This window comes from Streptococcus anginosus (genome assembly GCF_001697145.1).
GTDB lineage: Bacteria > Bacillota > Bacilli > Lactobacillales > Streptococcaceae > Streptococcus > Streptococcus hominis.
Genome location: NZ_CP012719.1, coordinates 1,291,392 through 1,306,765 on the forward strand (window position 1 = coordinate 1,291,392; position 15,374 = coordinate 1,306,765).

At 39.4% G+C, this 15,374-nt stretch carries 15 protein-coding genes; 1 reads left to right on the plus strand and 14 read right to left on the minus strand.

What is annotated here, in order from left to right; translation table 11 throughout:
• Positions 1–54: 54 nt before the first annotated feature.
• The 14 genes from SanJ4206_RS06225 to SanJ4206_RS06290 form a co-directional block, all read right to left on the minus strand.
• On the minus strand, positions 55–1,392 hold the full coding sequence (locus SanJ4206_RS06225; RefSeq protein WP_003029042.1) for an LCP family protein: 1,338 nt from the start codon (positions 1,390–1,392) through the stop codon (positions 55–57).
• Positions 1,393–1,404: 12 nt separating this feature from the next.
• The gene (gene pheA, locus SanJ4206_RS06230) at positions 1,405–2,238 is read right to left on the minus strand and encodes a prephenate dehydratase (RefSeq protein ID WP_003029040.1); all 834 of its coding nucleotides are present in this window, start codon (positions 2,236–2,238) and stop codon (positions 1,405–1,407) included.
• The gene (locus SanJ4206_RS06235) at positions 2,235–2,711 is read right to left on the minus strand and encodes a shikimate kinase (protein ID WP_003029038.1); all 477 of its coding nucleotides are present in this window, start codon (positions 2,709–2,711) and stop codon (positions 2,235–2,237) included. The genes pheA and SanJ4206_RS06235 overlap by 4 nt, the downstream gene beginning before the upstream one ends.
• A complete protein-coding gene (gene aroA / locus SanJ4206_RS06240; RefSeq protein WP_157622076.1) occupies positions 2,704–3,987 on the minus strand; it encodes a 3-phosphoshikimate 1-carboxyvinyltransferase in 1,284 nt (427 codons plus the stop codon). The genes SanJ4206_RS06235 and aroA overlap by 8 nt, the downstream gene beginning before the upstream one ends.
• Before the next feature lie 118 nt (positions 3,988–4,105).
• A complete protein-coding gene (locus SanJ4206_RS06245) occupies positions 4,106–5,020 on the minus strand; it encodes an L-lactate dehydrogenase (RefSeq protein ID WP_003030966.1) in 915 nt (304 codons plus the stop codon).
• 214 nt (positions 5,021–5,234) lie between these two features.
• Entirely contained in the window at positions 5,235–5,573 is a 339-nt protein-coding gene (locus tag SanJ4206_RS06250) for a YlbF/YmcA family competence regulator (protein WP_003029032.1), read from the minus strand.
• 11 nt (positions 5,574–5,584) lie between these two features.
• The gene (locus SanJ4206_RS06255; protein WP_003029031.1) at positions 5,585–6,691 is read right to left on the minus strand and encodes a prephenate dehydrogenase; all 1,107 of its coding nucleotides are present in this window, start codon (positions 6,689–6,691) and stop codon (positions 5,585–5,587) included.
• Positions 6,692–6,700: 9 nt separating this feature from the next.
• Positions 6,701–7,081 carry a DUF1634 domain-containing protein gene (locus SanJ4206_RS06260; protein WP_003029029.1) on the minus strand — a complete coding sequence of 127 codons (381 nt, stop codon included), beginning with the start codon at positions 7,079–7,081 and terminating at the stop codon, positions 6,701–6,703.
• Positions 7,078–7,914, minus strand: coding sequence for a sulfite exporter TauE/SafE family protein (locus SanJ4206_RS06265; protein WP_003029028.1), 837 nt, complete (start codon positions 7,912–7,914; stop codon positions 7,078–7,080). Before SanJ4206_RS06265 ends, SanJ4206_RS06260 begins: the two co-directional genes overlap by 4 nt.
• Positions 7,914–9,080 carry a chorismate synthase gene (gene aroC, locus SanJ4206_RS06270; RefSeq protein WP_003029027.1) on the minus strand — a complete coding sequence of 389 codons (1,167 nt, stop codon included), beginning with the start codon at positions 9,078–9,080 and terminating at the stop codon, positions 7,914–7,916. Before aroC ends, SanJ4206_RS06265 begins: the two co-directional genes overlap by 1 nt.
• A 33-nt stretch (positions 9,081–9,113) precedes the next feature.
• A complete protein-coding gene (aroB, locus tag SanJ4206_RS06275; protein ID WP_003029026.1) occupies positions 9,114–10,181 on the minus strand; it encodes a 3-dehydroquinate synthase in 1,068 nt (355 codons plus the stop codon).
• A gap of 10 nt (positions 10,182–10,191) precedes the next feature.
• Entirely contained in the window at positions 10,192–11,046 is an 855-nt protein-coding gene (locus SanJ4206_RS06280; protein WP_003029025.1) for a shikimate dehydrogenase, read from the minus strand.
• Complete coding sequence (gene aroD / locus SanJ4206_RS06285) at positions 11,036–11,713, minus strand: type I 3-dehydroquinate dehydratase (protein WP_003029024.1); 678 nt, start codon at positions 11,711–11,713, stop codon at positions 11,036–11,038. Before aroD ends, SanJ4206_RS06280 begins: the two co-directional genes overlap by 11 nt.
• Entirely contained in the window at positions 11,710–12,873 is a 1,164-nt protein-coding gene (locus SanJ4206_RS06290) for a class I SAM-dependent rRNA methyltransferase (protein WP_003029023.1), read from the minus strand. The genes aroD and SanJ4206_RS06290 overlap by 4 nt, the downstream gene beginning before the upstream one ends.
• Before the next feature lie 248 nt (positions 12,874–13,121).
• Between SanJ4206_RS06290 and SanJ4206_RS06295 the strand changes: the two genes are divergently transcribed.
• Complete coding sequence (locus SanJ4206_RS06295) at positions 13,122–15,290, plus strand: LTA synthase family protein (protein ID WP_373109747.1); 2,169 nt, start codon at positions 13,122–13,124, stop codon at positions 15,288–15,290.
• Positions 15,291–15,374 lie beyond the last annotated feature (84 nt).

A 15,374-nucleotide genomic window follows, 5' to 3' on the forward strand; every position in this document is an offset into this window, starting at 1 on the left:
CTGCCATTTCCCAAAAAAAGAAAGCGACCGCATCATCACTTTCTATTATATCATTTATCTGAGTCCTAATTGTGCTAATTTTGCTTTATAGGCTTCAAAATCAACTAACAGTCCTTGACCGCCATACATATCATAAGCATCTATCCAATCTCCATTTTCAGGAATGGTCACCTTTTCAACACCATTACGAGCATTGGTAAGAGAAGACAAGCCGTGCGTTAGTAAAAAACTATACGGAACGTTGGTCGAAGTTAAAGCAAATACTTTGCCAAGCGCTTCAGAGCCTGTAAAGAGCTTCGTTGGGTCTTTTACTTGCTGAATAATCGCGCTCATCACCTCTTGTTGGCGACGTGTTCGGCCGAAATCTCCTTCATCATCTTTACGGAAACGCGCATAATTCAAAAGCGTGCGACCGTCCATTCGCTGTTTGCCAACCTTAATCGTCTGCTCTGGAACCACGCCGTCTTTCATATTGAGGTCGTCCGGCACCTGTACTTCACTCACTTTTTCACCATTGATAGTTGAAAAATTCGCATTCATTTCAACACCATTTGGGAAAAGGGTATCGATAGCTGTCGCAAAGGTCGAAAAGTCAACCAAGGCATAATACTTAATGTCAATATCAAAATTGTCTTTCAGCACTTGACGTACTAATTCAGCGCCTTGATTATTATTTTGCTCTCCAATGGCATATGCTACATTTAACTTTTGATCATAACCAGAACCTTGGCTGACTCCATCAATATGCACGAGCGTATCTCTCATGAAACTGACGAGTTTCATTTTTTTATTTTTTCCACCAACATTTAAGACCATAATCGAATCTGTCCGCGTTTCAGAAGAAGATTGACCAATTCGTCCATCTGTACCCAAAATAAGTATATTCACACCGTCTTTTGTGTCCTTGCCGTGAAAGACTTCCGTTTGAGCGGCCTTTGCGTTTGGATTACTTTTAGAGGTATTTAGCCCCTTTATAAACATAAAAAGCATACCCCCTATAATGAGAACAAAAATTAAAGCAAGCCAAGCTAGAATCCGCTTCACACGTATTTTTCTATGCCGTTTTTCCTTTTTAGGCTTGGGTATATTTTCTACAACACTTTCAGCCGCATTAGTTGGTATGTGCTCTGATTTAGCTCGTTTATTACGGCGACTTCTCTCTGGATATTGAGGGAGTCCCTGCTCGGTGTAACCAAAATTCTCAGGTACTTGTTGGTCAGAAAAGGTCCCTCTCGATTCACGAGCTAACTCTACTCTTTGGTCTCCTTCTTGCTTTCTCAGAAGATATTGATATTCTTTTTTCTCGCGTTCATTTAAATAATGGATATTTTTGTAAAGATAGTCCAGTCTCAACTGCTCATGGTGGCTGAGATTATCTGATTTTTTACCCATGATTGCTCCAATCTACTGTTCTGAAATAGTATAAACGGTATAATTTCCTAAAATTTTATAAGTAATGCCAATCGCTTCTAACTCTTTCATCGCAAATGACACTAAATCCTCTTTTTCATTATTGATGTCCACAATAAAAAAATATTCTCCCAAAGCGGTCTTCAACGGGCGGCTTTCAATCTTTGTCAAGTCAATTCCCCGCCAAGCAAAAGTTGCAAGAGCTTTGTATAAAGCACCGGGCAAATTGTCTGGCAAAGTCAAAGCAAGCGTTATTTTCTTTTCCTTAGGATATAATGACAAAGTCGGAATCGACTGTCCCAGCAACCAAAAACGGGTGAAATTCTCGTCCATTTCTTGAATATCTTCTGCAATAATCTGCAAATTATATTCACTAGCTGCAGTTTTAGGAGCAATGGCTGCATAATTTTCTTCTGGATGCTGAGCCACAAAACGAGCCGCATAAGCTGTGCTAGCTGTTATTTCGATTTTAGCTTGTGGATAATGCTGGCGAACATATTTTTTCCCCTGCGCAATTGCCTGCGGATGAGAAAAGATTTTTTCTACTGGCTTATCAGCTGCCGTTGCCAATAATTGTTGTTTGATTGGCTGGACGATTTCTGCCACAGCATGAATGGCTGCTTGATGAAAAAGGTAGTCCAATGTTTCATGAACGCTTCCTTCAATTGAATTTTCAACTGGCACTACAGAATAATCCACTTCACCTGTCTCGTAGGCTTTGACAACTTCCGTGATATTTTCAAAAGCCACCAATGTATCTGTTGGAAATGCTTCTTGCGCCACATGATGAGAAAAAGAACCTTTCGGACCTAAAAATCCAACTTTCATTGCAACACCTCCACGATTTGTTTCGGCGTCAAAGTAGTCACATCAATAATTTTTGTAGCCACTTCTTCATACCAAGCCTGACGTTGATCGAAAAGATTTTTCAAATCAGCTTTACTATTGTTCAAATAAAGTGGGCGCTGGTGAGCTTGATCTTCTTCAAGACGCTGGTAAAGCGTTTCAAAATCTGTTTTTAAATAAATATTTTCAGCGTTCTGCTTTAACAACTCGCGATTTTGAGCATTGCTGATGATGCCACCACCGGTTGAGATGACTTGTTCTGACTGTAGCAATTCTCTTAATAATTCACTTTCTTTTTGCCGAAAAGCTGCTTCGCCATACTGCTCAAAATATTCTTTAATCGGCATTTCCAGTCTCTCTGACAAAAGCTCATCCATATCAATAAAATTCTCATCTAGCAAGCTAGCAACCGTTGTTTTCCCAGCCCCCATGAAACCAATCAAAATTTTAGGCATGAAGTAAATCCTCCAAATCATGAAAGAAATTCGGATAACTCGTATTGATAGCTTCGGCGCGCTCCAACTCGACTTGACCGTCGTTTACCAAAAGGGCTGCAATAGCCGTCATCATGCCAATTCGGTGGTCGCCAAATGTATGAACTTTAGCACCGTGAAGAGACGTTTTCCCTTTGATAATCATGCCGTCTTCTGTCGGAGTAATATCAGCCCCCATGCTATTTAGTGCATCTGCCACAACTTGGATACGGTCTGTTTCTTTTACTTTTAGTTCCTCTGCATCACGAATCACCGTTTGCCCCTTAGCTTGCGTGGCAAGAAGTGCAATGATTGGCAATTCATCAATTAAACGTGGGATAATTTCTCCGCCAATTTCTGTGCCGATTAATTCAGATGTCTCTATCGTTATAGTAGCAGACTTAGCAACTCTGTCTATATTGGACAAGTTTATATTTCCACCCATAGCCTTGACAACATCCAAAATGCCAGTCCGTGTTTCATTGATACCAACATTTTCCAAAATAATCTTAGAATTGGGAATGATAAGTCCTGCTACTATCCAGAAAGCCGCACTAGAAATATCTCCTGGTACCAACACGTTCTGTCCAGTAAACTCTTGTCCACCTTGAATGCGGATTTCCTTTCCATTGACAGAAATCTGACCGCCAAATTGTTTAATCATATCTTCTGTATGATTGCGGGTCATTTCTTTTTCCACAATGACAGACTCGCCCTGAGCTTGTAAAGCCGCAAATATCAAAGCAGATTTAACCTGAGCAGATGTCACAGGCAAGGTATAATGAATGGGCTGTAAGTTCTTATTCCCATGAATGGTGAGCGGTGGCAAATCACGATTAGTTCGTCCAGCGATTTGCACCCCCATTTGACGAAGAGGAATCGTTATGCGATCCATAGGACGTTTAGATAAACTATCATCGCCAAACATTTCCACCGCAAAATCTTGCCCAGCTAATACACCTGAAATCAAGCGAATGGAGGTTCCAGAATTTCCCATATTCAGTTTGTTTGTCGGCGCTTGAAGACCAGCAAAACCCACTCCATGAATCGTTACTACATTGCCGTCATCTTCAATTTGAACACCTAAATCACGAAAAACTTGCATGGTTGATAAGACGTCTTCACCACGCAAAATATCGTGAACCGTTGTCACTCCTTTGGCCAAACTACCAAACATAATCGATCGATGACTAATAGACTTATCACCCGGCACACGAACGCACCCAGCTAATCCCTTTGCATTTGTTCGTAACTGCATAGAAAACCTCATACCTGATTCTTTTTACATATTGTACCATAAAAAGAGAAGGGAAACAAAAGAGAGCGGGGAAAAAGCTTCATTTCGTTGAATTCAACTTTTCCTCACCCTCTTAAAATTATAAACTTTCTGCAAATTTTTGCTTGATGAATTGTGCAGAATACGCTAATTTTTCTTCCTCTTTTTCCGTTAAACTAAGTTTGACTTGCTCAACAATTCCCTCACGTCCTACAATCGCTGGATAACTCAGGTAGGTGTCTAATGGCTGATAATAATTTGACACCGGCAATTCTTCATGTGAATCTGATACAAGAGCTACTGCTAAACGGATAGCTGCGCTCGCAATGCCATAAGATGTGTACTTTTTGCCATAAAAGACGGTATGCCCTCCTTTAAGGGCTTCTAGAGCAATCTCATCCAACTTCTCGACTGAAGCAAATGTAGAAATCGGTTGCCCTTTTATCCGTACTTGGCTCCAAGCTGTAAATTGAGAATTCCCATGTTCTCCAAGATTGTAGCCATAAACGCTTCGAGGGTCAACACCAAAGCGAACACCAACTGCACGTTTCATACGAGCTGTGTCCAGTAGCGTTCCCGTTCCAATAACACGCTCTTTAGGCAGACCAGTATAGTGTTGATAAAGACTAGTAATGACATCTACTGGATTACTAATAACAATGATAATCCCTGTAAATCCAACTTTTTTCAATTGTTCAGCGACAAAAGGAACTTCCTTAGATGTAAAGGGTAATTCCGCAAATCGATCGGCGTTGGGGTTATCTTGTAATTTGATATTGCCCAGTGCCGACACCACCACATCCGCATCTGCCAACGCCTGATAATCATTAACAATAATATTTGCGTGATGATTCAAATTGGCTGCGGCGTCCTGAAAGTCAAGTGCATCTGCTTTGACTTTTGCTTCATTTTTATCAATCAACACATAATCATCAAAGGCTCCTTGCGCAATCAGACCATGCGCGACTGCGGCACCAACATTTCCCATACCAATAATCGCAATTTTGCGTGACATAAAGCACCTCCATACAATACACCGTTCAGCTTCACCATTAAACTGAAAATCTGTCTAGTTGATACATTTCATTATACTCAAAAATTAGTAAAATACAAGTATTTAGTGGAAATATTCAGAAAATTCTCTCGTATTTATTGCATCCTTTCTTCTCCTATGGATTTCATGCACATAAAAAGCTGACCAAAATCTTGAATCAGCTTGAATCATAACCTTATTTCAACAATTCTTGAACTGGATCAAAAATGATGCGTTCAATATCAGCCAAATAAATAGACAATTGTTGTTGTTTATTGAAAAATTCAGTCAGGGCAGGATTGCCTTGAATCTTATCCCCAAACGACTTCATCTTGTCTTGCACTTCTTGCGTTGGCATTTGACCTGATTGCGCCATAGCTTGCAGTTCTTGTTGGAAAGCTAGATAGTCCTTTAAAAGGTTCTTTGCTTCACTATCAGCATCTACTGCTTTTTTGCTTTCGACAACGGCTTTGTACTCAGGAAGGTCACGTAGAGTACGGCTTAATTCATTCGCTAAATCATAAATATTTGACATAGTTTTCCTCCTTAATCTAAAAAGACTTGATAGTGTGTCTTTTCTCTTATTATTTTAGCAGATTTTTCCAAATCTTCGCGATTTTTAAAGGTAATTTGCAAAATTCCGTTAATATCTTCGCGATTTTCTTCGTTAATGTGAATATTGACAATGGATGTTCCCCTTAGAAGTTCCAACACTCCTAAAACAGCATCTTCTTCATCGGGAACATTGATGAAAATGTCATAAAAGCTATCCACACCTGCTCGTTTATGAATTTCCATAGCTTTTCGCACTTGACGACCATGCTGAAAGAAATTCCAAATCACATCTTCATTTTTATTCTGAATAGCAAGTGAAATAGTATCCAATCGCTTCTTAAAATCCTCTATCCTCTCTAAAATAGCATCTGGATTTGTCAATAAAATCGAAGTCCACATGCTCGGTTCACTTTCTGCAATCCGTGTCATATCACGAAATCCCCCAGCAGCGAAATGCTGCGTCATTTCGTGCTGTTGAATATAGGCAGCGGCTTGATCCATAAGACTAGAAGCGAGGATATGCGGAAAATGACTAATCTGGCTGGTGACCCGGTCATGCTCTTTGGCATCAATCTCGATAAAGCGAGCATGCAGACCAGATAAGAGATTCTTCATTTCTGCTATCGTGCCTTCTTTCGTCAAATGAGACGGAGTAAAAATATAATAGGCGTTTTCAAAGAGATTTATATCTGCTGCACTAGCACCTGACTTATGACTACCAGCCATCGGATGAGCACCTACAAATCGAATAGTTTTTTCCTTTAGAGCTTCTTCAGCAGCAGCTACAATTTCAGCTTTGGTAGAGCCTGCATCTGAGATAATCACACCTTTTTTCAAATCTAGAGTTGCTAATTGCCTGATAAACTCAATGGTTTGCTTGATAGGGACAGCAAGAATAATCACATCTGCCAGAGGAGCAAATTCAGCAAACTGATTGGTCACTTGATCTACCATGCCTTTTTCAAGGGCAATTTTTCGGGATTCTTCTCCACGATTGTAACCTAATATAGTATAGTCTGGATGATCACGTCGAATTCCAAGTGCAATTGATGAACCAATCAAACCAAGACCCGCAATATAAATAACTTTCTTTACCATGCTTACTCCTTACTTTGGCTCAACGATAAATCCCAGAACAATCGACACTAAAATAATAACCATAACAATCGCTGTGAAAATCGTATACATTTTATCTTTTGTTTTGACAAAAATGATAAATGTTGAAATCACTCGAAAAATCGGTGTCAAAATAAGCATAAAAGCCCCCAGCAACATAAACGTCACTGCATCAAAAATGGAATGACTCTTTACATAGGCAACTGGATTAAACTGTTCCAAATTTTTTAAAGAAATGACCTGCTGACCACTAAAAAGGTAAAGAACCAAGCCAATAAACATAAAAAGGATGGAGAGAAAAATCCCTATGCGAAGAATTTTTCCCATGACCAAATCTAGCTGCTCTTTTTCTTCTTGCATTTTATCTGTCATTGCATACCTCGTATAAACATCTGCACACCCAAAGCTAATAAAGCGACTAGAAAAATCCAGCGCAATACTTTTACAGGCACATAAGGCATGATGCGGCTTCCGATGAAAGAACCTGCTAAAACACCTAAGGCGATTGGCGTAACCAATACCGGATTGATTTGCCCTACAAAAAGATAAAAGATAGCTGAAGCCGTTCCTGTCACTCCCATCATAAAGTTAGAAGTCGCTGAACTAGCTTTTAAGGGCATTTTCATAACAGTATCCATGGCCAATACTTTGAAAGCACCCGCACCAATTCCTAAAAGCGCCGACATAACACCAGCAAAAAACATGACAACAGAGCCACCAGGGACATTGGTCACTTGGTACTTGATTGTTTTATTGAGACCTTTGTCAAAATATTCACCACCGAGATTTAATTTCTCTGCGATAGCATCATTGTGACTCACACTCTGATTGTCCTTTTTGTCATGAATCTTCTGGTACATATTAAATGCTTGAAAGAGCATGAGAGCGCCATAAAGTAAGAAAAGGACTTGTGAATCTGTTATTACTGATAACATTGCGCCTACAAAAGCTCCTAAAGTTGTGAAAATTTCCAAAAACATGGCAATGCGCAGATTGAGCATGTCATCTTTGAGATAGGCAATCGCAGAACCTGAACTAGTTGCTAAAACCGCAATAATAGAAGCTCCGACTGCATACTTGATGTCCACCCCAAATAAAAGAGTCAGCACAGGCGTAATAACAATTCCACCTCCAAGTCCTAGCAAAGCTCCCAAAATTCCTGCAAAAATTCCGACCAAAGTCATTGTAAAAATATAGGTGAGCATTAAAATCCTTTCACATAATTGCGGTATTGTTGAACGGCTTCTTTTAATTCTTCCAGATTATCCGAAGAGAATTTCTCCAAAACCTCAGTTGCAAGCACTGTTGCAACAACAGCTTCCATAACAACACCAGCAGCTGGAAGAGCTGTCGGATCGCTTCGCTCCACCGTTGCCTTATAAGGCTCATGTATCTCAATATCAACGCTCATAAGTGGCTTGTAGAGAGTTGGAATCGGCTTCATCACTCCACGCACTACAATAGGTTCTCCGTTGGTCATACCGCCCTCGAAACCACCTAGATTGTTAGTACGACGAGTAAAGCCGTCCTCTTTAGACCAGATTATTTCATCCATCACCTGACTGCCCTTAAGCCGCCCTGCTTCAAAACCAACTCCAAATTCCACACCTTTAAATGCATTGATAGAAACCACTCCTTGAGCAATTTTAGCATCTAGTTTTCTATCCCATTGAACATAGGAACCAAGCCCAGCTGGCACACCACCGACAATGGTTTCAACAATTCCACCAATCGTGTCGCCATCTTTCTTTATCTGATCAATATAGGCTTTGATTTCTTCTTCTTGCTCTGAATTGACAATCGAAACTTCTGACCGACGAGCGCGTTTCTTGATTTCAGAAATGGTCAGATTTTCAGGTATCTCAATGTCAATGCCACCGAAAGTTACGATATGACTAGCCACCTCAACTCCGATTTCTTCTAAGAGACGCTTAGCAACTGCTCCCACCGCCACCCGCATGGTCGTTTCACGCGCAGAAGAGCGCTCCAATGAATTACGCAGATCATCAAAACGATATTTCATACCTCCGACCAAATCTGCATGACCCGGACGAGGTTTAGTAATCTTGCGCAGCTCTTTTTTCTTGTCCTCCACATCTGCTACATTCATGATGTCCAACCATTTTTGATGATCTAGATTGGTCACATTGAGTGTAATCGGTCCCCCTATGGTTCGCCCATGCCGAACACCAGAAGTAATTTCCACTTTGTCACTCTCTATTTTCATACGAGCTCCACGACCATATCCGCCCTGACGGCGTTTCAACTCTGCATTGATATAGTCAGCTGTCAAAGGAAGCCCAGCTGGCATTCCTTCAATGATAGCTGTCAAACGCGGTCCATGTGACTCCCCAGCAGTTAAATATCTCATTTAATTACCTCATCTGTTGTTGCTATTTAGCACTTACTTTTCTAAATAATCTTTCATCTCTTCTAAAGGAATCTGATGAATGGCAGTCCTGCCTAATTCTGGAACAATGACTAATTTGATTGTCTTGCCCCGAGCTTTCTTATCATGAAGTAAGGCATGATAGAGTTCTTCTTGTCGCCAAGGTTGATAATCAACTGGAAGCCCAAATTTGCGACACATCTGCTCAATATCTGTGGTAATTCCTTTAGGCATCAGCCCCTTTTTTTCTGCTACACGCGCTACCTGAACCATTCCAATAGCCACAGCTTCTCCGTGCATGACTTTGCCATAACCAGCAGTCGCCTCCACTGCATGACCAATCGTATGTCCAAAATTTAGATAAAGGCGCACACCATTGTCAAGTTCGTCTTCCACTACTAGCTTTCGTTTGACATTGCAAGAATGATAGATGATACTTTCTGCGTGCTCCAAAATGGATTTTGGACTACCATCCATGTCAGACAGTTCCTGCCACAGCTCCACATCCTCAATCAAACCATACTTGATGACCTCTCCCATGCCTTCAATCAATTCACGTTGTCCTAAAGTTTTTAAAACATCTGGGTCAATCAGAACCCCGTCCGGCTGAGTAAAAGTACCCACCATGTTCTTAGCCCACGGCGTATTGACTCCTGTTTTTCCACCAATCGAAGAATCTACCTGAGCTGTCAAACTCGTCGGTATCTGTACAAAATGAATACCTCGCATATAAGTTGAAGCGGCAAAGCCAGCCAAATCACCGACCACACCGCCACCCAAGGCAACAATACCATCACTGCGAGTCATCCCTACTTTAGCGAGAAATTCATAAACTTTATTGACTGTTGTTAAATTTTTACTAGCTTCACCTTCCAGAAAATCAAATACAAACACTTCAAAACCAGCAGCTTCTAAGCTACATTTAACCGTTTCAGCATACAGACTTGCCACATGATTATCTGTGATAACAACGATCTTTTGAGCTGACCATAAACTTGCCAGCCATTCTCCAGCTTTGGCTAAAGTACCTTTTTCAATGACAATATCGTAAGGATGATTGGGAATATTCACATTTAATTTCATAGGCAACCCCTTATTTGTACTTTTTTTCCAATGCCTGCCAAATTTCTTTAGTTGGCATTTTTTTTCCTGTCCACAATTTGAATGCTTCTGCCGCCTGATACAACAACATTCCCAAGCCATTCACTACTTCAACTTCTTGTCCTTTTGCCCATTTTAAAAATGGGGTTTCAAACGGCTGGTAAATTACATCTGCCACAAGAAGTGAATGTGGTAAACGAATACTGCTTGGTATTGGTAAAGCCTTACCGTCCATGCCTAAACTGGTCCCGTTGACCAATAAAGCAGAAACGTTAATTTTTTCTTGCAATAATTCTTGATTTTCTAAAGGCAATACCCAAATCTTCGTTGCAGTCTTCTGCTGAATTTCCTTCATTTTCTGTGAAACGCGTTCAAAAGAGGACTGGCGCGTAAACACAAAAATCTCCTCAGCACCATCTAGAGCTGCCTGCACAATAATCGCTGTCGCAGCTCCACCAGCTCCAAGCATGACCATTTTTTTGCCTTTAATGACAAAAGAAGGCAAGCTCATAAAAAATCCCTTGCCATCTGTGTTATAACCAATCAATTTTCCATTTTGATTCACGACAGTGTTCACCGCCCCAATCATCTGCGCAGCCGGCGTGAGCTCATCTAAAAAAGGAATCACAGCCTGTTTATAAGGCATAGACAAATTGATTCCAAACATATCGTAACGACGAATATTTTCAACAGTTGCTTTCAAGTCATCCTGTGAGATTTCCCAAGCCACATAAACTCCATTAACGCCCGTTTGCTCAAACGCTGCATTATGGATAAAAGGAGAAATACTGTGTTTGATTGGGTTGGCGACAACTGCCACTAAACGAGTATAGCCGTCAATTTTCATTCAAAATCTCCTGAATTTGCTTCATATTAGTAAGAGAAATTTGACCTGGCGCACTGGATTCATCCAAGCTTGCAAATGACCAACTCGAGCCTGTTAAATCTGCTGTTATCCGCGAAATCTTTCCAATTTGACCCATGGAAATCGTTACAAAATCCTGATCTGGATTTAAGGTTTTAAAACCACGCGTATAGTTCATCAAGTCCAACACATCTTGCTCGCTACGTGCCATAACAGAAACTTTCACCACTTTTGGTGTCAAACTGGTCAATTCAGATAAAATTTCCATCATGTTTTCAGGCGTTTCTTCAAAATTATGATAGCTCAAAACAAGATTTGGAAAATCCAACATTTCCTCAAATCTATTTTTGTGAGAAAAATATTCAAAATCAATATAGTCTGGCTGATAAATCGTTGAGATTTCCTTAATGGTAGAAATATATTCATCATCCGTCAATTCAATATTTCCACCTTCGCCAATTGTTCTCAAAGTGAAAATCAATTCACGACCAGCAAATTTTTCAAAAATAGCAGGTGCAACGGTCAAAATATCATCTTTTGCTAAAAAATCAGCACGCCATTCAATAATGTCCGCGTCATCATAACGCGAGCTATCAATATTCTGCGCTTCCTCTAAATTTTTCGGCATCACTGATACGACTAATTTCATTTGTTCACCTTAATGGTAAATACCTTGAGGTAATTACTTCTTTCATCTTTTTTATTATAAGTAAAATCTGCTGGTAAACCGTATTCTTTCAAATAACGGTGCTTTATTCCTGCAAAACCTTTTTCAATTTCTTTTTTAAACTTAGTACGTGAAACATTCGCAGCATTTGTACTAGCAATGATAATCCCTTGGGGATTTAAAATTTCTAAAGACTGAGCAATTAACTTATGATAATCCTTCGCCACAGAAAAAGTTTGTTTTTTATTTCTTGCAAAACTCGGCGGATCTAACACAATTACATCATAAGTCAAACCATGTCTCTTAGCATATCTAAAGTAGTCAAATACATCCATCACAAAAAATGTATGGTTGCTTAAGTCAAGATTATTCTCTCTAAAATGGGCTTCAGATAGCTCACGACTTCGTTTTGCCAAATCAACGGAGGTTGTCTGACTGGCTCCTCCCATCGCTGCCGCAACCGAAAAAGCTGCCGTGTAGGAAAACATATTTAACAGCGACTTACCAGCTGCTAGACCGTCTGCCAAGCTACCACGCACCTCATGCTGATCAAGGAAAATTCCTGTCATCAATCCATCATTTAGAAATACTTTATAACGAACGCCATTTTCCAAAATTGGGAAAAATGCTGGCGCTTCTTGCCCGTATAAATGAGCAGATTCAACATTCAAACCCTTGAAACGAATTTTCTCATACGCTCCTGTAACTTCTGGAAAAACCTGCTGAAATGCTTGAACAATAGTATCTTTAATCTCGTAAACAAAGAGATTATACAAAGAAAAAACAGCATATTCTTGATACAAATCTATTGTCAACCCACCAAAACCATCTCCTTCTTGATTAAAAAGGCGGTAAGCTGTTGTCTCTTTTGATTGTTGATAAACTTGTCGCTTTTCTTTCGCACACTGAAATAACTGACAGAAAAACAAGACATCTAAAGTTACTTTCTTATGTGAAATAAACCACCCAATCCCTTTGTTTTGCTCCGATAAGTATCCGATGCCTACAAAATTTCCTTTTGCGTTTACCAATTCTACGACTTGATGATGAAAAGAAAGTGAAGGAAAATCTTGTTTTTCTAAAACAAATCGTCCTTTTTTTATGTTTTCTTCAGTATAAGAAGGAATCGTAAGCTGTTTCATAAGCTCTATTATATCAAATGTTATGAATTTTCTCAAAAAAATGTACTACTTATTACAAAATGATTGCAAAAAATGTGTTCATACGTAAAAATTCTATTTATTCTCAATGGATAAAAATCCTTTCTCTGTTTTTTATCTAGCAAAAGAAAATGCAACATTTTAAATTACCAACTTAAATCAAAAATATGTTATACTTAGTAGTGAAAATTTTAGGAAATAAGACAAGGAAGTATATATTTGTGAAAACTATGACTAGGAAGATACTCAACTTCATGAGTACAAGACTAGGTTTTGTCTTGACCTTACTGACCCTTTATTGGCTGAAAACCATGTGGGCTTATTCTGTTGACTTTAATCTTGATATTCAGGGTGCCTATCAAGTCTTTCTCGCGATTCTCAATCCCCTTCCATTGGGATTGCTGTTGATTGGACTGGCACTTTATATTAAGCGCACCAAAGTTTTCTATATTCTAGCAGTTGCGCTTTACATTTTATTATTTGTCTGGCTCATTTCAAACTCTATCTATTATCGTGAGTTTAGTGATTTTGTTACTGTCAATACCATGCTCGCTTCAAGTAGTGTCTCGGCTGGTCTAGGAGAGGCTGCGCTTGAATTATTCCGCCCTGGAGATTTGATTTACATCATTGATTTTCCAATCTTAGGTTTTCTTTTTTATAAAAAATGGATCCGTTTAGACGATCGGCCATTCAACAAGCGAGCTAGCTTTGCAATTACTGCTCTGTCCAGTATGCTTTTTTCAGCCAATCTCTTTTTAGCAGAAGTTGACCGTCCAGAGTTATTGACACGCGGCTTCTCTAATTATTATGTTGTCCGCGCTTTAGGCTTGCCAGCCTTTCTTGGCTATAGTGCTAATCAGACATATAGCGCCAACAAAGAACGCTCCAAAGCAAGTGCTGAAGATTTGAAACCAGTTGAAGAATACGTCAAGTCACACTATGCCGAGCCAAATAAAGAGTATTACGGAATTGCTAAAGGTAGAAATGTCATCTATCTTCATTTAGAAAGTTTCCAACAATTCCTGATTGATTATAAATTAAAGTCTGATGGCAAAGAATACGAAGTAACACCTTTCCTCAACTCACTATATCATTCCAACTCAACTTTTGCTTTTTCTAATATCTTTAATCAAGTAAAAGCCGGAAAAACATCTGATGCAGAAACCATGCTAGAAACTGGTTTATTTGGTCTCAATCAGGGGTCCTTTATGGTAAACTATGGTGGAACAAACACGCAGCAAGCTGCTCCGTATATTCTCTCAAAAAATGGATATAATTCTAGTGCCGTTTTCCACGGAAATGCTGGTAGTTTCTGGAATCGAAATACCACCTACAAACAATGGGGATATAACTATTTCTTCGATTCTTCTTACTTCTCTAAGCAAGACAAAACAAATTCATTCCAATATGGCTTGAATGATAAGATTATGTTCAAAGATTCTATTAAATATCTTGAACATTTGCAACAACCATTTTATGCAAAATATATCACCGTTTCTAATCACTATCCCTATACAACTAGCTTGATTGGAGATGAGACTGGTTTCCCACTTGCTTCGACTAAGGATGAAACAATCAATGGTTATTTTGCAACGGCCAATTATCTAGATTCTGCCGTTAAATCATTCTTTGACTACTTAAAAGCGTCTGGTCTTTATGAGAATTCAATCATCGTTCTTTATGGTGATCACTACGGTATCTCTAATTCACGGAATCCTTCGCTGGCACCACTACTAGGCAAAAACTCTGAAACTTGGTCTAGCTACGACAATGCCATGCTCCAAAGAGTTCCTTATATGGTTGTTATTCCTGGTATGACAAAAGGAAAAGTCATTAATACCTATGGCGGGCAAGTTGACCTTTTACCTACTCTGGAACATTTGCTCGGTATTGACTCTAAACAATACTTACAAGTTGGTCAAGATTTACTCTCTCCAAAACATCAGCAAACCGTTGCCTTCCGTTCATCAAACTATTTCGTAACTCCTAAGTATACTAGCTATAGTGGACGTACTTACTACACAGAAACAGGAGAAGAAATTACCAATCCAGATGAAACAACTAAGGCAGAATTGGAAAAAATCCGCAACACAACTAATGAGCAGTTGAAAATGAGTGACCTGATTCAAACCGGAGACTTGCTTCGCTTCTATACTGGAAATGATTTAGGGAAAGTGAATCCTAAGGACTATTCTTATACCAACTCACTTAAATCATTATTATCTATTGAAAAGAAAAAAGGTGATGAATCTACAAGTCTTTATAGCAAACGAGGTGGTAATTCAACTGTTGATCTGTTTAATTCCCCAAGCTATCGTGCTCTTCACCCTGAACAATTTGAATCAACAAGTAGCGGTTCTTCCTCATCAACAGAAGAATCCAGCTCTTCTTCTAAATAACCAAAAATCCCATACAAGTAAAATGAACTGTATGGGATTTTATAGGCTCTTTGTCAACCCACTACAGTTGACAAAGAGCCCATA